Below are 19871 nucleotides of genomic sequence, written 5' to 3'. Positions count from 1 at the left end.
AAAATACATTACAACCCTTTCATTATAACACACGTTATCTCCGTTTCAAGAAGGAGCTATAGAATCGGTAAAGAAATTTCTTCAAGTCTTTCAATAAAGTCAATTGAATTTGCTAGACTCTCAGCATCCGCTTCAAATTTAGTTGCTATTTTATCAATATCTATATTATCCCCATAGAGTTTTCCGACATAACCATATAATGCAGCTGCCCATAATGCTTTATTTTTGGGAGATAATTCAAAAGGGTAAAGTATGAAAAAGTGTCGATCCAAAATTTCTTTCATTTGTGAAAACAAAGTTGGATTTTCATGCTCTATTTTTTCCTTTAAAAAGTTCGTTAGCTCTAAATAGAACGGAGTTTCAAAAACCGGTTTTATTTGATCAAGAGAAATTTCTCCATCATAATGAAACTTCTTTACCGTTACCTGTCTGTTAAAGTGATGTTCCCGCAAAACATTTAATATCATAGTCTGTATAAATGGGTGTTCGCGTTCATTTTGAAGATGCTCCAATAATTCGTCTATATAAGGATAAATATTTTGGTTTGCCAATTGGGCAATTTTAAACATATTTTCCTTCATATCCTTTGACGAAAATAAAGGCTCGTGATCTACACGTTTTCTACTTTCAAACGGATTGTCCATTCGAGTTTGACTGAATTGAAGTAGTTTTTCATAATGATCCAATTTATCGAAAGGGACTTCTTTTTCATCTATTAATGCCTTTATTGTATGTACTACAGCATGATGATCACCCATTTGAATTAAAATCATAATGTAAACATCATTTATTTCAAAATAATCTCCAATTCCCTGGTGCAATAATTTTAAACATAACTCTTTCGCTTCCTCAAAATCACCGTTTTCATACAGAGCTAAGAGATATGCAGTACTAATTTCCTGATTACTAGGATCCATTTCATTTGCTTGTCTTAATAAATTTACTGCTTCCGCATATCGGTGATGATGTAAATGTTCAAGACCAAGCTCCATTAGACGATCCTTTAAAAAAGGAAAGGGAATTATTTTCTGTTTATCCATGGGTCCTTTATCATTGCTGTTCATCAAAAAAACCGCCTTTATTTATAAAAGTAAAACAAGTGTAGCATGAATGAACACATGATTACAAAAACGATTAGCTATTTCCTTCTACAACAAAAAAAGCTTACTTAACAGTAGGCTTTAGGTAAATAAGAATGGCGTCCCAGGCAGGATTCGAACCTGCGACCCACAGCTTAGAAGGCTGTTGCTCTATCCAGCTGAGCTACTGGGACATATTATAATTTTTTAACCTGCTTAACTTCCAGTCGTCCCGATTTCGGTTTGCTTTTCTGGGATGCAGCTCAATCGGTACGCTGATGTTTTTCTTTGATGCATACTCGGTCGTGCTCTATCCAGCTGAGCTACTGGGACATATTATAATTTTTTAACCTGCTTAACTTCCAGTCGTCCCGATTTCGGTTTGCTTTTCTGGAATGCAGCTCAATCGGTACGCTGATGTTTTTCTTCGATGCATACTCGGTCGTGCTCTATCCAGCTGAGCTACTGGGACATATTTTAATTTTTTAACCTGCTTAACTTCCAGTCGTCCCGATTTCGGTTTGCTTTTCTGGGATGTGGCTCAATCGGTACGCTGATGTTTTTCTTCGATGCATACTCGGTCGTGCTCTATCCAGCTGAGCTACTGGGACATATATATCAATATTACAAAATTACTATATAAGACAATTATCATTTTATTCAATTACCATTAAAAAGTCAATAGATTTTTTCTAATGTTCTATTGCAGCTCTATTTGAACTGCAATAGATCCAATTGACTATATATAAAAAGTTAATCTTAGTTCCTCTAACTCCTGATGAGCATCAGTAAAAAATTGAATTGTAATCATATTTTTTTCTTTTTGAACAAGTGCATATGTTCTTTCTCTTCTCCCGCGAGGCATTAAAAAACTACCTGGATTTAAAAATAAGGTTCCATTGATCATTTCAGCACCAAGGATATGTGAATGTCCAAAAAACACAAAATCAGCATGTACTTCTTTTGCTTTATATGACAAATTCATTAAGGTCATTTTCACATTGTAATGATGTCCATGTGTAATAAATATTTCATTGCCATTGATATTTTTACGAATATCAAGCGGGTACTGTTTATCAAAATCACAATTACCACGTACAATTAAAAACCCTTGAACTTCGTCCTCATTTGACATAAGTTCTGAATCACCGCAATGGATCATTGCATCTACCTGATTTTCGTATCTCTGCTTAAGTTCACCTAATTCTTTTTTCAATCCATGACTATCACTTACAATCAGTAGCTTCATTTCATTTCACCTTGATTCAATTTATCTTTAAGGATGATATAGAGATTTTGCAGAGCAGCTGCACGGTGACTAATTTTATTTTTTTCTGATGATGGTATTTCTGCCATTGTTACTCCTTTATCTTTAAGAAAAAATATCGGATCATATCCAAATCCATTTTCCCCATGTCTCTCACGAAGAATTTCACCTTCACATGTTCCAGTTACAGTTATTGTTTTTTCTCCAGGTACTGCTAGAGCCAATGCACAATAAAACCGAGCTGCACGATCACCTGCAGGCACATCTTTCATTTCTTTTAAAACTTTATCAATATTTTTCTCATCATCTTTTTCTTCACCTGCATATCTTGCAGAATAAATTCCTGGTCTTCCATTCAATGCATCAATGCATAATCCACTATCATCAGCTAGTACCATTTGACCAAATTGTGAAGCGATGGTTTCTGCTTTTAATACTGCATTTTCTTCAAAGGTATGTCCTGTTTCTTCAACATCTATTGCATCAGGAAAATCTAATAATGTTTTTACTTTAATATTAAATGCTGAAAATAAACTCTCAAATTCTTTTGCTTTCCCACTATTTTTTGTTGCTATAATTACTTGTTGTTTCATTTTTTATTCCTCACATGTAAGCGTAATATGATTTGCGATTGGACCTAATGCCTTTTGCTGAATGGAAAAGATTTCTCTCAACCCATGCGTTGCTGTTTCAATTAATTGCTGCAATTCATTTGGGGAAAATGTTGCTTCCTCTCCTGTGCCTTGTAATTCAACAAAATTTCCTGCCCCCGTCATGACGACATTCATATCAACAAGTGCCTGACTATCTTCCGAATAATTTAAATCTAATACTGCACCATGATCCTTTATTATCCCCACACTCGTTGCTGCAAGATAGTCCGTAATCGGAAACGTTTTAATCGTTTTATTTTCATATAATTTCGAAAACGCTTGAGTCATTGCTATAAAGGCACCTGTAATCGAAGCTGTACGTGTGCCTCCGTCTGCCTGAATGACATCACAATCGATCCATATTGTTCTCTCGCCAATACTCTCTAGATTTACCACTGCACGCAATGCTCTCCCAATTAAGCGTTGAATTTCCATCGTTCTCCCGGAAACCTTTCCTTTTGAAGATTCACGTATATTACGCTGTTCAGTTGCCCGTGGGAGCATTGAATATTCTGCAGTTATCCATCCCTTGCCACTCCCACGCATAAAGGGTGGCACTCGATCTTCTATACTTGCTGTACAAATTACTTTTGTATCACCAACTGTAATTAATACCGAACCTTCAGGGTGTTTTAAGTAATCAGTTTCTATATGTATTGGTCGTAATTGTAGTTTTTCCCTACCATCAACCCGCATGTAAATATCCTCCCTTAACTTATATAATAAAAAGTTCTACCAATAAAAAGAGGTGGCAAAATGCCAACCTCTTTATTCACAGTATATAGTATATCAAACTTTTATGATTAAAAACTACCAGTGTTCACATTTTCCGGCCGTGTTACTGGTTCTGTTAGTGGCTCACCATTTTCATTGACAAGTTTAGAACTTCCATCAACTTCAACTGCTACACTTTTAATTTCCTTTTTCTCTGTTAATGTATAAACCAGTGGTTTTAAAACACTGTCTGCAATCTTCTTTTCCTCAAAGCTTCCTAGAATATTTTCATTAAAATTTAACGTAACTTGCCCATCTTTAATAACAGGATCTTCCAATAGCGCTACATCAGATTGGAATGCACTAACAAGAGGAGAATTTTTATTAGGCCCTTTAACTAATTCTGCAACAATTTGTTTAATCTCTGCATTCACATCAGTAGATTCTATATTCTGGACACGTTTTGTTACAGGTACGTAGTATGAATGACCACCATTTTCAGCTAAATAATAGACTGTAAGCGGATGTGTATTAGTCACATCGATTACATCTGACAAGTCATTATTGATACCATTAGCTCGCGTTAATCCTTCTTGATTAATCGGTGTTCCATTAACTGGCATTTCCTTTAAAGGTTCGCCATTTACCATTAATTTAACTTTATCGATTGAATCAAATTGGGTTAATGTCCAGGTTATCGATTGAAGAATTTTTTCCTCATCCGCTTTATCGTAATTTTTGAATTCCTTAGAAAAATCAACTACTGCAGTACCATCTTTTTCAACGTTCACACTTATATTTGTGTTTGCAGGTAGGACTGTTCGGAACCCGTTAGGTATTAAATCTTGACCTGGTCCATCACTTACCAAATATTCTAAAGCTTGTGCAGCAACTCCCGATTTATTCGGTAATGGCAATGTTTGTGAAACGACATAACCGTTTTTATCAATTAAATACAGTTCAGTCATCACAGTATTTTTTTCTTCATTACTATTCTTTTCAGTACTTTTTAAGGAATCAGCATTTTTCAATGAAGTAACCTTTTGAGGAGGATCAATTTTCTCCATTTTTTCCTCTCCAAATAAACCACAACCAGATAAATATACACTTGATGCCAATAATGTAACGGCTACCGTTGCCTTTGTTTTTTTAGACATATCGTACCCCTCCTAGGACAGTTTGTACTAATATGTATACGAGCTTTCTTTTCAAAATAGACCGTTTTAAAATAAAAAACCATATACTCAGGAGTTATTCATCTCCTAAGTATATGGTCTCTACATCCTTTATCTCTCGTTCAAGCCATGATGAAGCAATATTACTAAAAATACTACTCGATCCTGTTGTAAAAAAGTGATGTTTTGGTGTTGTTTCATTCATATTCATAATATGACGAAAATATAGGATTGTACTAATTTCTCTTGCGGTTTCATCACCTGAACTAATCACCTGCACTTGATCACCCATTACATTCTTAATGATTTCTCCTAACAAAGGATAGTGTGTGCATCCAAGTATTAATGTATCAATATCACTTTTTTGAATTGGATACAATGTCTCTGCAACTATTTTTTTTGCAATAGCACTTTTATATTCACCGCTTTCAACTAGCGGTACAAACTTCGGACATGCTAAGGAAGTGATGCTTGTCTTTTTATTAATTGATTTCAAAGCTCTATCATACGCTCCACTTTGAATAGTACCAATCGTGCCTAATATGCCAACCTTAAATGTTTTTGTTAATTTTAAGGCTGCCCTTGCTCCAGGATAAATAACTCCAAGAACAGGGATTTTTAGTTCAGAACGAATTTCGTCTAACACAACTGCTGTTGCAGTATTACAGGCAATAACAAGCATTTTAATATTTCTTTTTAATAAGAATCTTGTCATTTGCCATGTGAAAGCTTTCACTTCACTTACAGGTCTGGGGCCGTATGGACAACGTGCCGTATCGCCAACGTACATAATACTTTCATTAGGTAATTGTTTGAGTACTTCCTTAACAACCGTTAATCCTCCAACACCTGAATCAATAATACCGATTGGTTGGTTCAAAAATCTCGCCTCATTCTTCTCTCATTTCTTGATGTAATTTCATGAGGCTGTCTTTTAATTGAAGAACCTCATCTGAAGAAAAATTAAAAAGAATATCTTGTAAATATCCTTGTCTTTTTTGAATGACTTCATCTATCATTTGTTTCCCTTTATCCAAAAGGTGAATACGTACTACTCGTCGATCATGCGGATCTTTTACCCTCACAACTAATTCGTTCTTTTCCATGCGATCGATTAAATCAGTAGTAGTACTAAATGCTAAATACATTTTATTCGATAATTCACCAATTGTCATGTCCCCTTCTTCAAATAGCCACTGTAAGGCAACAAATTGCGGAGGCGTGATCGTATAATTACTTAATAATTCCCTGCCCTTTTGCTTAATAATTGCTGAGATATAACGCAGATCCTTTTCTATTGTTGCAACAATATCTTTTGGATGTTGTTGTACATTTCCTTCATTATTCATTAATGAAGAACCCCCTATCAATTAGAAGTTAGAGGTTGAAAGTCGGATATTAAGTATGGTTCATTCTTACTAAACCCACGAATCAAACATCAATTCCTCTGAACTTTCATAAGCTATCTATTAAATAGTACTAGAAATATTGTCACCTTTTTTCTAAAAAAATTCAAGCATGTTTTTATTAAGCTTCACATTAAAAATTCAAAGCAAAACCGACTGCAGTCTGGCAGTCGGTTTCTTGGTTAAAGCTTTAATTCTCCCATGCGAAGAAGTTCCACTACAGCTTGAGAACGCCCCTTGACTCCAAGCTTTTGCATGGCATTGGAAATATGATTTCGAACTGTTTTCTCGCTTATAAACAATTCGCTTGCAATTTCTTTTGTTGTCTTATCTTGAACTAACAGCTCGAACACTTCTCTTTCTCTTTTTGTAAGCAGCGGTTTGTGTGTGAATTCGTTGTCCTTCAACTATTGTAACCCTCCTTGCCTTCGCCAGCTTTAAACCGCGGGGATGGGTAATTTGATTGTCAGATTATCATATGTGAAAGAAATAATTAGAGTGACATTGTATTAGCAAGGAATAAAAGAAAAAGAGAAAAATGTGCTGTTTATTTATTTTTTTGTAGCTTACGACTGAAATTAATACTGATAATTTTTAATAACTATTAACTAATTTTAATTTTTCCTCTTCAGTCCAAGGTATTCCTTTCCCTGTCTCTGTTGAAATTTGAACCATTGCACCTCTTCCGACAAAACAAATTTCATTTTGTTCATTTACTGCCATATAATGAATATCTACCGAAGAGGTTCCAACTTTATTAGCCTTAACAAAAATATTAAGCGTCTCACCGAAAAATACCTGCTTTATGTAATCACATTGTAGATCAGCTACAACGGGAATTGCATGAGTTGTCTCCTTTATCCAATCTTGCATAAATGCTTTTTGTTTTAAAAATTCAATTCTCGCCTCCTCAAAATAAGTAAATGGAACTGTGTTATTTAAGTGACCAAACATATCTGTTTCTGAAAAACGAACAGTTATAGGATGATAAAAAGAAAAGCCTTTTCTCCATTCATCAAAGTTTTCTATATAGGATATATTTTTCATCATTTATTTCTCCTCCCCTATAAATGAATGACCATTCATTCTATTCTATTATAGCGAGAAAATAATTCTGTGGAAAGTGTTTTCACTGAATTATCAGGTAAATCCAACTTCTGAAATTTATAGTTTACTCTTTTTTATTTCCATAAAAAAGCTAGAAGTGGAATAAAACGGGGTTAGATAGAGGGATGTTATATAAGTAAAAAGCCGCCCACACATGTGGACGGCCGTTTAAATTAATCTACCATATGATCGCTTCCGAAGAAGTTTTTAAACATTTGGAATGTAGCTGCACGATTTAATGAAGCGATGGAAGTAGTCAAAGGAATACCTTTTGGACAAGATTGCACACAGTTTTGAGAGTTACCACAGTTTGCAAGTCCTCCATCTCCCATGATTGCTTCTAAACGCTCATCTTTATTCATTGCACCTGTAGGGTGGCTATTAAATAAACGAACTTGTGATAGTGGAGCCGGTCCAATAAAATTGGATTTGCTATTTACATTCGGACATGCTTCTAAGCAAACACCACAAGTCATACATTTAGATAATTCATATGCCCATTGACGTTTTTTCTCTGGCATACGTGGCCCTTCACCTAGATCATAAGTACCATCAATTGGAATCCATGCCTTTACCTTTTTCAAGGAATCAAACATACGACTGCGATCTACTTGCAGGTCACGAATAACTGGGAATGTACGCATTGGTTCTAAACGAATCGGTTGTTCCAGTTTATCAATTAAAGCAGAACAGGACTGTCTAGGCTTTCCATTTATAACCATTGAACAGGCGCCACAAACTTCTTCCAAACAGTTCATATCCCAAGTAATAGGTGTTGTCTTTTCACCTTTTGCATTTACTGGATTCCGACGAATTTCCATTAATGATGAAATTACGTTCATATTTGGACGATACGGTAATACAAATTCTTCTTGGTACGGAGCAGAATTTGGATTATCTTGACGAGTAATAATAAAGCGTACCGTTTTTTGTTCACTCATCCTTATTTCTCCTCTTTCGTTTTAGTATAGTCGCGTTCATAAAGTTAATAACGTAAAACACTAATAGTTATTAATGTTTCTTAGTGTAGTCGCGTTCACGAGGCTTAATAAGGGATACATCTACATCCTCGTAGCTAAATTTCGGAGTATTCGTAGAAGCATCGAAATCAGCCATAGTCGTTTTTAACCATTCTTCGTCATTACGTTTTGCGAATTCCGGTTTGTAATGAGCACCACGACTTTCATTACGATTTAATGCACCAATCGTAATGACACGAGCAAGATGAAGCATATTTTTTAACTGACGTGTAAATGTTGCACCCTGGTTACTCCATTTTGCTGTATCATTTACGTTGATGTTATTATAGCGCTCCATCAATTCAAGTATTTTATCATCAGTTTTTTGAAGACGGTCATTGTAACGTACAACCGTTACATTATCAGTCATCCATTCCCCAAGTTCTTTGTGAAGAAGATATGCATTTTCATTACCATCTAATGATAAAATATCATTCCATTTTTCTTCTTCTTTTTTAATAGCCTGATCGAAAATCGAAGAAGATAAGCTATCCGTGCTCTTTTCTAATCCATTAATATAATTTACTGCTTCAGGACCAGCAACCATACCACCATAAATAGCAGATAGTAAGGAGTTAGCTCCTAAACGGTTACCACCATGCTGAGAATAATCACATTCACCAGCAGCAAATAAGCCTTGGATCTTTGTATGTTGTTTATAGTCAACCCATAATCCACCCATTGAATAATGGACAGCAGGGAAGATTTTCATAGGTACTTTATGTGGGTCTTCACCAACAAATTTTTCATATATTTCAATGATACCACCAAGTTTTACATCAAGCTCATGTGGATCCTTATGGGATAAATCTAGATATACCATGTTTTCCCCATTAATTCCAAGTTTCATATCTACACACACATTAAAAATTTCACGAGTGGCGATATCTCTAGGTACTAGGTTTCCATAAGCAGGATATTTTTCTTCAAGGAAATACCATGGTTTCCCATCTTTATATGTCCAAACTCGTCCACCTTCCCCACGTGCTGATTCACTCATGAGACGTAATTTGTCATCACCAGGAATAGCCGTTGGATGGATCTGAATAAACTCACCATTTGCATAAGTTGCACCTTGTTGGTAAACAATAGATGCAGCTGAACCAGTATTTATAATGGAGTTTGTGGATTTTCCGAAAATGATACCAGGACCACCTGATGCAATAATAACTGCGTCTGCCTCAAAAGCTTGAATTTCCATTGATGTCAAGTTTTGAGCAACAATTCCACGACAAACTCCTTCATCATCTTGAACAATCCCTAAAAATTCCCAGCCTTCAAATTTATTTACTAGACCTGCTACTTCATGGCGGCGAACTTGTTCATCGAGCGCGTACAATAACTGTTGACCAGTCGTTGCTCCTGCGAAAGCTGTACGGTGATGTTGAGTTCCACCGAAACGACGGAAGTCTAATAAACCTTCTGGTGTACGGTTAAACATTACACCCATACGATCGAATAAATGAATAATTCCTGGCGCTGCTTCACACATCGCTTTAACCGGAGGCTGATTAGCCAAAAAATCTCCGCCGTAAACGGTATCATCAAAGTGAATCCATGGTGAATCTCCTTCACCCTTTGTATTCACTGCACCGTTAATTCCACCTTGTGCACAAACAGAGTGAGAACGTTTGACTGGCACTAATGAAAATAAATCTACTTGTTTTCCTGCCTCTGCAATTTTTACTGTTGACATCAAGCCAGCTAATCCACCGCCGACTACGATGATTTTTCCTCTACTCACTGGAAGACTCACTCCTTCTCATAACATAATTCCTAAAAGAATGTTACTTATTGCTGTTTTACTCTTATACGAAAGCGAATATTGCACGAATTCCAATTATTGATAATACGACAAATACTACTAATACAACATAACTAGCAATTTGTTGTGAACGTGGAGATTGTGTAATTCCCCAGCTAACACAGAAAGACCATAAACCATTAGAGAAGTGGAAAGTAGTTGCAATTAATCCAACTATGTAGAACCCTATCATCCATGGGTTTGAAAATACATCTTCCATTAAGTTGAAATTAAGTTCTGCATTCCCTAAAGCTGCTTGAATTCGAGTTTCATATACGTGCCATGCAAGAAAGATTAACACGATTACTCCTGAAATTCGTTGGAACAGAAACATCCAATTTCGAAAATAACCCAATTTACTCGTATTGTTTTTTGCTGTAAACGCAATGTATAATCCATAAATTGCATGGAACAGCAAAGGTAAATAAATAACAATAATTTCAAGGAAAATAAGGAATGGTAGACTTTCCATGAAGCCTACAGCATTGTTGAATGATTCTTCTCCGCCTGTTGCAAAATGGTTCACAACTAGGTGGACAATTAAGAATATTCCAATTGGCACAACTCCTAGTAATGAATGCAATCTGCGATTTAAAAACTCACGATTTCCGGCCACATTATACCCCCCTTATTAATAAAAGCGTGTGTGCATAGCAAAGTAATTCAAAAAAATTTTTTTTGAATATCCTACGCAAAAATATAGCATTTATGTGACATATCCATTTTACTCCCGCTCTTAGTGACCGTCAAGGAAACGTATACATTATTTCGACATAAATACGAATACTTTTTTGCTGTATTAATCATATAAATCATTGATAAAGTAAATTATTGCTAGCAGCACTAATCATTTTGAATTATTAAAATAATTTTTCATTGCATTCCTTTCCAAAATTTTTATTAAACTGAAATGAAATTTTGTATATAATAATAAACATAGAGAAAGAGGGGAATAACTTGAAATCTTCTGCAGAATTAGAAATGAACACAGAAAATTTGGATCTTAGCGTTCCTGCCTTTGGATACGAATTGATTCGTGATATATTGATACCAGATATACTTGGTAAAGAAACACCTGAAATATTATATTGGTCTGGGAAACATCTCGCAAGAAAATTTCCTCTTGTATCAATGGATGAGATAATATCCTTTTTTGAAGAAGCAGGCTGGGGATCTCTTCATTTGATAAAAGAAGATAAAAAGGGAATGGAGCTTGAACTCACAAGTTCCATTATAAGCCGACAATTTGATTTAAAAACTGAAAGTTGCTTTAAATTAGAAGCAGGTTTTATCGCTGAACAAATTCAAACACAACGCAAGCTAAGAACTGAGGCATATGAAGAAATCATTAAACGTCATAGAAAAATCAAATTAATTGTTCGTTGGGATGTCAAGGATACGGATATTTAAAATGATGAAGGGTGACCGTCAAGGTCACCCTTCATTATTTTATTTCATTGCGACTAAATCAAGACCAAAAGCAGTATGTAATGATTCTACTGCCTTAATCATCTGTTGCTCTTCGATAACTGTAGATACTTTTATTTCAGAAGTACTTACCATTTTAATCATTATATTTTGTTCAGCTAATGTGGAAAACATCTTTGCTGCTACACCGGGATTTGAGATCATCCCAGAACCAATGATCGATACTTTTGCAAGACCAGCTTCATATTCAAAATGATCAAAACCCAATGTTTCTTGATAATCTTCTAAAATTTTACTTGTATCATGTAGATCATCATTTTTTATCGAAAATGAAAGATAAGCATCCTCTCCGTCTGTTTGATTTTGAATAATGATGTCCACGTTTATATTGTTATTTGCTAATGTAGTAAAAACGGATGAAAGATTTTGAAAGCTATTTTTCAAACCAAAGATAGTAATTCTTGTAATATCTCCCTCAAATGCGACTCCACGGACTACTAAACTTTTTTCCACTGTAACTTCCTCCTCAATAACTGTACCGGCTACTCTTTCTAAACTTGAACATACTTCTAATGGAATTTGATAATTTTTAGCAAATTCAACAGCCCGGGAATGCAAGACTCCTGCACCTAAATTACTAAGCTCTAGCATTTCATCATAGGAAATGGCTTCAAGCTTTCTTGCTTGTGGTATAAATCTTGGATCAGAAGTATATACACCGGTTACATCCGTATATATTACACACTTTTCTGCTTCTAATGCGGCAGCCAGAGCTACTGCAGTTGTATCTGAACCACCTCTACCCAAAGTTGTAATTTCTCCATCCGTTGATACACCTTGAAAGCCTGCAACAATCACAATATTCCCTTCAGCCAATTGGTTAATAATCCTTTTTTGGTCAATATCAATAATACGAGCGTTACTATGTACAGATTCGGTTAATATACCTGCCTGCCAACCTGTAAATGAAATCGCTGAATGACCTTTTTCTGCTAATGCCATAGAGAGAAGTGATATTGTCACCTGCTCTCCAGTCGATAATAGCATATCCATTTCCCTTTTATTTGGATAGCTTGATAGTTCCTTTGCTAGAGTTACAAGTTGATCGGTTGTTTTACCCATTGCTGAAACAACAACGACCACTTGATTTCCCATCTTTTTTTCATCTAAAATTCGATTTGCAGTGTTTTTAATACGCTCAACATTTCCAACCGAGGTTCCACCAAATTTTAGTACTACAACTCCCAATGAATCCGCCCTCTTTCCCATGATATAAACTCCTATCCCTACAAAAAAAAGCAATGAGAACGATATCTCATTGCTTGTGATGACGTAATAATAAACATTACGAAAAAACACTTTGCGAGATAGCTCTCCAAGGTGATATACCTTGACAGTTCAGTATTTCTTAAACCCTGAACCAGCGAAAACAAAGAATGAGTCTGTTTTCACTTCGGCGAAACTCCCTTTCAAAGCTTTTCAACGAATCTCATCATTCTCCAAGCCTTTACTCTTTAGTTTCGCACCTCTACCACTAAATTAGTAATAAAAGTATTAAATTTTTTATCATTATAGCATAGTGCTCTATAGTTGACTACCTTAATTGTCTAATTTTTCTTTTAGTATGACTGCAACATTTTTTGGAATACCGAGCTTTATAAAGTCATCCACTGATGCCTCTTTCATATTCTTCATCGAGCCAAAATGGCGAAGAAGTTGCTTTTTACGTTTTGGACCAATACCTGTTATCTCATCTAAAATCGATTGAAAAGCATTCTTCCCTCTTAATTGACGATGGAATGAAATAGCGAAACGATGGACTTCGTCTTGAATTCTTTGTAGTAAGTAAAACTCCTGGCTATTTCTTGGTAGAGGTACCATCTCTAAAGGATTTCCAGCCAATAATTGTGATGTTTTATGTTTTTCATCTTTTGCAAGTCCAGCAAGCGGTATTGATAATCCTAATTCGTTTTCAAGTATGTCCCGTGCAGCTTCAATTTGTCCCTTTCCACCATCAATAATAATTAAATCCGGTAAAGGTAATTCTTCTCTTAATGCCCTACTATATCTTCTTCTAATTACTTCTCTCATTGATTCGTAATCATCGGGTCCTTGTACAGTTTTAATTTTATACTTCCGATATTCTTTTTTCGCGGATTTTCCATCAATAAATACAACCATCGCTGATACAGGATTTGTTCCTTGGATATTTGAGTTATCGAAAGCCTCAATACGATGTGGCGTATAAATTCCCATCGCTTCACCAAGATTTTCTACTGCTTTAATGGTCCGTTCTTCATCCCTTTCAATAAGTGCAAACTTTTCGTTTAAGGCAATAGAAGCATTTTTTTCAGCCATTTTGATTAAGTCTTTCTTTTGACCTTTTTTTGGCTGCAATACTTTGGTCTCCAGTAATTGTTCACAAATCTCAATATCTACATTCTCTGGAAGCAATATCTCTTTTGGTTTAAAGTGATTAGGCTTTAAATAGAATTGTCCTAAAAAGGTTAAAAACTCTTCTTCAGGCTCATTGTATATTGGGAACATAGAAACATCACGTTCGATAAGTTTGCCTTGTCGAATAAAAAAGACTTGAACACACATCCAGCCCTTATCAACTGAAAAACCAAAAACATCTCTGTCAGTAAAATCAGTCATCGTTATTTTTTGCTTTTCCATTGTTGTTTCTATATTTAAAATCTGGTCTCGATACTCTTTTGCTCTTTCAAATTCTAAATTTTCAGCTGCCTCTTCCATTTTTCTTGAGAGTTCAAGCTTAATTTCCTTGTAGCCACCATTTAAAAATTTAGTTATATCATCAACGATGTTTTTATAGGTATCCTCTTTCACCTTATTAATACAGGGAGCTAAACACTGTCCAAGGTGATAGTATAAGCATACTCTATCTGGAAGTGTGGAACATTTTCTAAGAGGATAGATTCGATCCAGGAGTTTTTTTGTTTCATTAGCTGCCTGTACATTTGGATACGGTCCGAAATATTTTCCCTTATCACGTTTTACTTTTCTAGTTGTAATTAATTTAGGATGTCTTTCATGGGTAAGCTTAATATATGGATAACTCTTGTCATCCTTTAACATGACATTATATTTGGGATCGTGTTTTTTTATAAGATTTATTTCTAGAATAAGAGCTTCTATATTGGAGGATGTGATAATGTATTCAAAATCTTCAATTTCACTTACTAACCTTTGTGTTTTCCCGTCATGAGAACCTGTAAAATAAGAGCGAACTCGGTTCTTTAATATCTTCGCCTTCCCAACATAAATGATGGTTCCTTGACGATCTTTCATTAAGTAGCAACCAGGCTGGTCAGGAAGAAGAGCTAACTTATTTTTGATAACATCATTCATATTCTTCTACCTTTCATAAAAGTCGAAAATGCGTTTCCTCTAAAAAATCCGAGTCAATATGACCCGGATTCTTATATTATAAATGTTTATTTACTAATTCAACTAATGCTTCTTTAGGTTGATAGCCAATAACTTTATCAATTTCTTGACCATCTTTCATTAAGATTAATGTTGGGATGCTCATTACACCGTACTTACTAGCTGTTTCTTGGTTTTCATCAACATCTAATTTTACGATTTTAACTTTATCTCCCATTTCAGCATCTAATTCTTCAAGTACTGGTGCAATCATCTTACATGGCCCACACCAAGTTGCCCAGAAATCTGTTAATACTAATCCTTCAGAAGTTTCTGAAGAGAAATTTTGATCAGTAACATGAGTAATTGCCATTTGTTTAATGACCTCCTATATATAACTGTAATTCTAACGCAAGTATAACATCCTTCATATTGAGATGCTAATAATTTGTTTCTACATTAAAATTCCCACTTATTTTTTTAGTTATTCTAAAGGACAGATCATTTAAAATTTAATATTTTTTAAACGCAATGAATTTAAAACAACTGAAACGGAGCTAAATGCCATAGCTGCACTTGCAAACCAAGGTGGAAGCACACCTGTAATAGCAAGAGGGATACTAATTACATTGTAAATAAATGCCCAGATAAAATTTTGCTTAATATTTCTCATTGTTTTTTTACTAATGATCATAGCATCAGCAATTTTATTTAAATCATTATTTAATATCGTAATATCACCAGATTCAATGGCTATATCTGAGCCATTTCCCATCGCCATTCCTACATTAGCACTCGTTAATGCAGGAGCATCATTTATCCCATCTCCTACCATTATTACTTTTTTGCCTTCATTTTGTAGTTTTTTTATCCAGCTTGCTTTCATTTCTGGTGTCACTTCTGCCTCAACATGCTTAATACCAACCATTTCACCAATCATTTTAACCGAGTTTTTATTATCTCCTGAAAGGATCATGATTTTCAGACCCATTTGCTTTAATCTTTGCACTGCCCTTTTTGAAGAGTTCTTTACCTCATCTGCAACAGCTATTATTCCAACAAGTTGATCATCGATTGAAATAAGCATCACAGTCTTCCCTTGTCCTTCTAACTTATTTATTTTTTCTTCTATTCCAATAAGTGTATGGTTTGTCTGTGTTTTAAAATAGGAAGGGTTAGCAATTATAATTTTCTTACTTTCAACAATACCTTTGACCCCATGTCCAGGAAGCGTGGTAACATTTGTCGCTTTAGGTAAGTTATCAGTCCTTTTTTCTGCCTCACGTACAATTGCCCTTGCAATTGGATGATTCGTATTCATTTCAAGGGCACTGACTGATTGTAGAAAAAATTTTTCCTCAATATTTTGTATAAATATATCTGTTACTACAGGGTTCCCTTTTGTAATCGTCCCTGTCTTATCAAGAACAATCATATTGTTTTTGGATAAAAGTTCAATTAGTTTACCTTCTTTAAAAAGAATACCAATTTGAGCTGCCTTCCCACTTCCCACCATAATTGATGTTGGAGTAGCTAAGCCTAAAGCACATGGACAAGAAATAATTAAAACAGCGATTGTTTTTTCTAGGGCTTCATTAACTTGTCCTGGATTTAAATAGCCATACCAAAGTATGAAGGTTGCCACTGCAATTAGCACTACAATTGGAACAAATATTGCAGTGAATTTATCTGCAATATGCTGGATAGGTGGTTTAGAAATTTGGGCTTCCTCTACGATTTCAATTATTTTTGAAAGAAAAGAATCATTTTCCTTTTTAGTCGCTTTAATCTTTAATAATCCGTTTTCATTCATCGTTCCTGAATAGACTGTATTTCCTATATTTTTTTCTACCGGGAGACTTTCACCGGTCAGCATCGATTCATTGACGGTTGAAATCCCTTCAATTACTTGTCCATCGATTGGTATCCTTTCACCAGGTTTCACAATTACTATATCCCCGGGAATAATTTGATGGATAAAAGTCTTTGATTCTTTTCCATTCATATATTTAATAGCTGATTTTACTTGTAATTGATTTAATTTTTTTATGGCATCCATCGTTTTTCGTTTCGATTTAGCTTCCATAAGTTTTCCTAATAAAACAAATGTAATAATTAATACACTTGTTTCATAATGCAGCCCAGTTGTTCTTGATGATGAAAAAGTCAAATAATGGCTGTAGAAATAAGCAGCTGACGTACTTAGTACCACAAGTACATCCATGTTTGCACTTCTATTTTTTATTGCGCTCCAAGCACCTTCGTAAAAGGGCAACGCGATGAAAAACTGAACAGGGGTCGCTAATGCCAATTGAAACCATGGATTTAAAAACAACTCTGGGACAGGTATAAACGAAATGTTTAAATGTGAAAACATTGTCCAAATGAATGGTAATGCCAAAATTGCTGAAATAAAAAACTTCCAAGCAAGTCCTCTCATTTCTCTTCGCTTCGACTCTATTAAATTCTGAGCATTTTTAGAAATGACTGCTTCGTACCCAATCTTTTTAATTCTGTTGAAAATCAATAGTTTACTCGTAAGATTCGGATCATATATGATTCGTCCTTTTTCAGTGGCTAAGTTTACATTAACCTTTAATACTCCATCCATTTTTGAAATAACCTTTTCAATTCGAGCAGAGCAGGCACTGCAATGCATTCCTTTAATATCTATCTGCATTGTTTCATTCATCATTTTCACCAGCTTTAAAAACATAGTTACTATAGTTTATTGTTACAAAAATTGGACTAGAACTTATGTTTAAAAAAGAAATCAAGTGAACATTTAGGATCATTGTTTTTTGAACTATGTTTTTTGGACCTATGAGCAAATACCATTCCCATCTTATGCATAAGAAACATTAATAGCCCGGCTAATTGCTGATCGAGTTGAGGAGGAATAATCGGTTTAAAAAGAGTCGAATCAACACCGGTTGGCAAACATAAATTTAACATGTCATTCAATAATGGATTAGCGGAATTAGAGGGTAGAATAATCAATATTAGACAGGATGGGGTGATCAACCAAATATTTACTTTTTTATAGCTAATTGAAAAGCATACATTTTTATTTATTCTTGCTGAAATGGAAGGAATCCATAGAAAAATAGATAATAAAATCATTATGAATAAAAATATTTCATGGTAGCCTTTTACTTCAGTAAGCATACTTAAAAATGCAGGTGTATGATAGAGATAAAGAAAAAGCGCAAATAGGATTATATTTAAATAAGGATCAATTTGTAGCTTCATCATCTTTCGATTAAGGAAAAGACTTTTAGGAATTCCAAGTAACAGTAAAGGCGGGATTAGGAAAAATAGAAGACTAATATGCAACATATGCGTGATAAAAGATAAATGACTAAGAGTGTATAAAGGGCTCCCTACTAACAAATAAAATAAAACTATACCACAAAAAAAGAAAACATATTGTTTCTTTTGCAATCTAATTTTTCTCATAGTAAATATATAAATACTTAATAAAAATAAGCTAATTAATCCTAAGGGTATATTCCATTCAAGTGATTGCCGAATAATCCAGAAGTAGGACAAAGGACCACCCCTAACATATTGCCTTTTCTCTATTTTATTAAATGGGCTATGTCCATTATGTAGTAAATAATAAAAGTTGTTATCACATAATTTATTGCTTTTGCAAAAGCTGCCGCCTGATTTTAAGCATCTATTATAGGATACAGAGGGCTTTCTAAGGCATGTAGCTTTTTTTTCAGTAAATTAGGGGTGACTTGTCTTCAACTTTTCCTAAATAGCAAACATATATGATAGAAAAAAACATAAAAAAACGGAGAAAGATGAACTTTTCTCCGTAAACATTCAGATTATGAGGCAGATACTTTCAATTTTTTAAATTCTTCTGTTAACATTGGAACAACTTCAAATAAATCACCGACAATTCCATAGTCTGCTACTTTAAAGATATTTGCTTCTGGATCCTTATTAATAGCAACAATAACTTTTGAGTTAGACATACCTGCTAAATGCTGAATCGCTCCCGAAATTCCACAGGCAATATAAAGATCCGGTGTAACTACCTTCCCTGTTTGACCAATTTGCAAGGAATAGTCACAGTAATCTGCATCACAAGCCCCCCGAGAAGCACCGACTGCACCACCTAATACTTCCGCTAATTCTTTTAAAGGTTCAAATCCGTCAGCACTTTTCACTCCACGTCCACCAGCAATAACAACTTTTGCCTCAGACAAATCCACTCCTTCACTTGCTTTACGTACCACTTCTTTTATGATTGTACGAAGATCTTTGATTTCAACAGAGATTGAACTAATATCACCTGTTTTCGCATCTTCTTTTTCCAATGGATTTATATTATTAGGACGGATTGTGGCAAATAGTATCCCATCTGTAACAATTTTCTTTTCAAATGCTTTTCCGGAATAAATTGGTCGAGTAAAAACTAAATTACCGCCTGATACGTCAACATGAGTTACATCTGAAATCAAACCTGTTTCGAGTTTACTTGCGATTTTAGGTGATAAATCTTTTCCTAGTGCGGTATGCCCCATTATGATTCCTTCCGGATTTTCTGCCTCTACGACTGCCATAAAGGCTTGTGAGTAACCATCAGATGAATATTGGGCTAATTTCTCATCCTCAACAATTACCACGCGATCTGCCCCATATTGTATAAGCTCTTGTCCTAAAGCGTTTACATTATTGCCTATTAACACTCCAACTAGCTCTCCACCCTCAGCAACCGTCTTCCCTGCAGCAATTGCTTCAAATGAAACATTACGTAATGAACCGTCACGAACTTCCCCTAATACTAACACTTTTCTTGCCATTTCAATTCC

General features: G+C 34.9%; 19 protein-coding genes, 1 tRNA gene and 1 riboswitch. Of the genes, 1 reads left to right on the top strand and 19 read right to left on the bottom strand.

From position 1 onward, the window contains the following. Window positions 1–56: 56 nt before the first annotated feature. From I5818_RS08545 to I5818_RS08485, 13 genes are all read right to left on the bottom strand, one after another. Entirely contained in the window at window positions 57–1064 is a 1008-nt protein-coding gene (locus tag I5818_RS08545) for a tetratricopeptide repeat protein (protein ID WP_078110050.1), read from the bottom strand. A 132-nt stretch (window positions 1065–1196) separates the two neighbouring features. Then, window positions 1197–1273, bottom strand: a tRNA-Arg gene (locus tag I5818_RS08540). A 545-nt stretch (window positions 1274–1818) separates the two neighbouring features. After that, on the bottom strand, window positions 1819–2328 hold the full coding sequence (locus I5818_RS08535) for a metallophosphoesterase (protein ID WP_058002013.1): 510 nt from the start codon (window positions 2326–2328) through the stop codon (window positions 1819–1821). After that, window positions 2325–2939 (bottom strand): XTP/dITP diphosphatase, encoded by a 615-nt coding sequence (locus I5818_RS08530; protein WP_071976990.1) that lies wholly within the window; start codon window positions 2937–2939, stop codon window positions 2325–2327. The genes I5818_RS08535 and I5818_RS08530 overlap by 4 nt, the downstream gene beginning before the upstream one ends. 3 nt (window positions 2940–2942) lie before the next feature. Beyond that, a complete protein-coding gene (gene rph, locus I5818_RS08525) occupies window positions 2943–3695 on the bottom strand; it encodes a ribonuclease PH (RefSeq protein WP_071976989.1) in 753 nt (250 codons plus the stop codon). A 107-nt stretch (window positions 3696–3802) separates the two neighbouring features. Then, complete coding sequence (locus I5818_RS08520; RefSeq protein ID WP_071976988.1) at window positions 3803–4870, bottom strand: GerMN domain-containing protein; 1068 nt, start codon at window positions 4868–4870, stop codon at window positions 3803–3805. 94 nt (window positions 4871–4964) lie between these two features. Beyond that, complete coding sequence (gene racE / locus I5818_RS08515; RefSeq protein ID WP_071976987.1) at window positions 4965–5768, bottom strand: glutamate racemase; 804 nt, start codon at window positions 5766–5768, stop codon at window positions 4965–4967. Between the two features lie 10 nt (window positions 5769–5778). After that, the gene (locus I5818_RS08510; RefSeq protein WP_071976986.1) at window positions 5779–6237 is read right to left on the bottom strand and encodes a MarR family winged helix-turn-helix transcriptional regulator; all 459 of its coding nucleotides are present in this window, start codon (window positions 6235–6237) and stop codon (window positions 5779–5781) included. A gap of 239 nt (window positions 6238–6476) precedes the next feature. Next, window positions 6477–6701, bottom strand: coding sequence for a helix-turn-helix domain-containing protein (locus I5818_RS08505; RefSeq protein WP_055739090.1), 225 nt, complete (start codon window positions 6699–6701; stop codon window positions 6477–6479). Between the two features lie 187 nt (window positions 6702–6888). After that, window positions 6889–7341, bottom strand: a complete 453-nt coding sequence (locus I5818_RS08500) for an acyl-CoA thioesterase (RefSeq protein WP_071977018.1) — start codon at window positions 7339–7341, stop codon at window positions 6889–6891. 233 nt (window positions 7342–7574) lie between these two features. Next, a complete protein-coding gene (gene sdhB / locus I5818_RS08495; protein WP_058006596.1) occupies window positions 7575–8342 on the bottom strand; it encodes a succinate dehydrogenase iron-sulfur subunit in 768 nt (255 codons plus the stop codon). 70 nt (window positions 8343–8412) lie between these two features. Beyond that, the gene (gene sdhA / locus I5818_RS08490) at window positions 8413–10164 is read right to left on the bottom strand and encodes a succinate dehydrogenase flavoprotein subunit (RefSeq protein WP_058006597.1); all 1752 of its coding nucleotides are present in this window, start codon (window positions 10162–10164) and stop codon (window positions 8413–8415) included. A 64-nt stretch (window positions 10165–10228) separates the two neighbouring features. Further along, complete coding sequence (locus I5818_RS08485) at window positions 10229–10840, bottom strand: succinate dehydrogenase cytochrome b558 subunit (protein WP_058006598.1); 612 nt, start codon at window positions 10838–10840, stop codon at window positions 10229–10231. Window positions 10841–11205: 365 nt separating this feature from the next. On the opposite strand from I5818_RS08485, the gene I5818_RS08480 reads away from it, so the two are divergent. Continuing rightward, window positions 11206–11634, top strand: coding sequence for a YslB family protein (locus I5818_RS08480; protein ID WP_058006619.1), 429 nt, complete (start codon window positions 11206–11208; stop codon window positions 11632–11634). 39 nt (window positions 11635–11673) lie between these two features. On the opposite strand, the gene I5818_RS08475 is transcribed toward I5818_RS08480, so the two are convergent. From I5818_RS08475 to I5818_RS08450, 6 genes are all read right to left on the bottom strand, one after another. Beyond that, on the bottom strand, window positions 11674–12900 hold the full coding sequence (locus tag I5818_RS08475) for an aspartate kinase (protein WP_058006620.1): 1227 nt from the start codon (window positions 12898–12900) through the stop codon (window positions 11674–11676). Between the two features lie 112 nt (window positions 12901–13012). Beyond that, window positions 13013–13191: riboswitch (Lysine riboswitch) on the bottom strand. A 60-nt stretch (window positions 13192–13251) separates the two neighbouring features. Then, on the bottom strand, window positions 13252–15024 hold the full coding sequence (gene uvrC / locus I5818_RS08470) for an excinuclease ABC subunit UvrC (protein ID WP_078111300.1): 1773 nt from the start codon (window positions 15022–15024) through the stop codon (window positions 13252–13254). Window positions 15025–15100: 76 nt separating this feature from the next. Then, window positions 15101–15415 (bottom strand): thioredoxin, encoded by a 315-nt coding sequence (gene trxA / locus I5818_RS08465; protein WP_058006600.1) that lies wholly within the window; start codon window positions 15413–15415, stop codon window positions 15101–15103. 132 nt (window positions 15416–15547) lie between these two features. After that, complete coding sequence (locus I5818_RS08460; RefSeq protein ID WP_236722887.1) at window positions 15548–17737, bottom strand: heavy metal translocating P-type ATPase; 2190 nt, start codon at window positions 17735–17737, stop codon at window positions 15548–15550. A gap of 53 nt (window positions 17738–17790) precedes the next feature. After that, window positions 17791–18594 (bottom strand): cytochrome c oxidase assembly protein, encoded by an 804-nt coding sequence (locus I5818_RS08455; RefSeq protein ID WP_209391890.1) that lies wholly within the window; start codon window positions 18592–18594, stop codon window positions 17791–17793. Window positions 18595–18881: 287 nt separating this feature from the next. Further along, the gene (locus I5818_RS08450) at window positions 18882–19862 is read right to left on the bottom strand and encodes an electron transfer flavoprotein subunit alpha/FixB family protein (RefSeq protein ID WP_058006603.1); all 981 of its coding nucleotides are present in this window, start codon (window positions 19860–19862) and stop codon (window positions 18882–18884) included. Between the last annotated feature and the right edge of the window lie 9 nt (window positions 19863–19871).

This window comes from Heyndrickxia oleronia (assembly GCF_017809215.1).
Classification (GTDB): Bacteria; Bacillota; Bacilli; order Bacillales; family Bacillaceae_C; genus Heyndrickxia; species Heyndrickxia oleronia.
This window is presented reverse-complemented; position numbering and strand designations above follow the sequence as displayed.

Bases quoted from the DNA above. Each gene is read 5' to 3' on its own strand.
- I5818_RS08545 (WP_078110050.1), bottom strand. From the start codon at position 1,064: ATGAACAGCAATGATAAAGGACCCATGGATAAACAGAAAATAATTCCC.
- I5818_RS08535 (WP_058002013.1), bottom strand. From the start codon at position 2,328: ATGAAGCTACTGATTGTAAGTGATAGTCATGGATTGAAAAAAGAATTA.
- I5818_RS08530 (WP_071976990.1), bottom strand. From the start codon at position 2,939: ATGAAACAACAAGTAATTATAGCAACAAAAAATAGTGGGAAAGCAAAA.
- rph (WP_071976989.1), bottom strand. From the start codon at position 3,695: ATGCGGGTTGATGGTAGGGAAAAACTACAATTACGACCAATACATATA.
- I5818_RS08520 (WP_071976988.1), bottom strand. From the start codon at position 4,870: ATGTCTAAAAAAACAAAGGCAACGGTAGCCGTTACATTATTGGCATCA.
- I5818_RS08510 (WP_071976986.1), bottom strand. From the start codon at position 6,237: ATGAATAATGAAGGAAATGTACAACAACATCCAAAAGATATTGTTGCA.
- I5818_RS08500 (WP_071977018.1), bottom strand. From the start codon at position 7,341: ATGAAAAATATATCCTATATAGAAAACTTTGATGAATGGAGAAAAGGC.
- sdhB (WP_058006596.1), bottom strand. From the start codon at position 8,342: ATGAGTGAACAAAAAACGGTACGCTTTATTATTACTCGTCAAGATAAT.
- I5818_RS08480 (WP_058006619.1), top strand. From the start codon at position 11,206: ATGAACACAGAAAATTTGGATCTTAGCGTTCCTGCCTTTGGATACGAA.
- uvrC (WP_078111300.1), bottom strand. From the start codon at position 15,024: ATGAATGATGTTATCAAAAATAAGTTAGCTCTTCTTCCTGACCAGCCT.
- trxA (WP_058006600.1), bottom strand. From the start codon at position 15,415: ATGGCAATTACTCATGTTACTGATCAAAATTTCTCTTCAGAAACTTCT.
- I5818_RS08460 (WP_236722887.1), bottom strand. From the start codon at position 17,737: ATGATGAATGAAACAATGCAGATAGATATTAAAGGAATGCATTGCAGT.
- I5818_RS08450 (WP_058006603.1), bottom strand. From the start codon at position 19,862: ATGGCAAGAAAAGTGTTAGTATTAGGGGAAGTTCGTGACGGTTCATTA.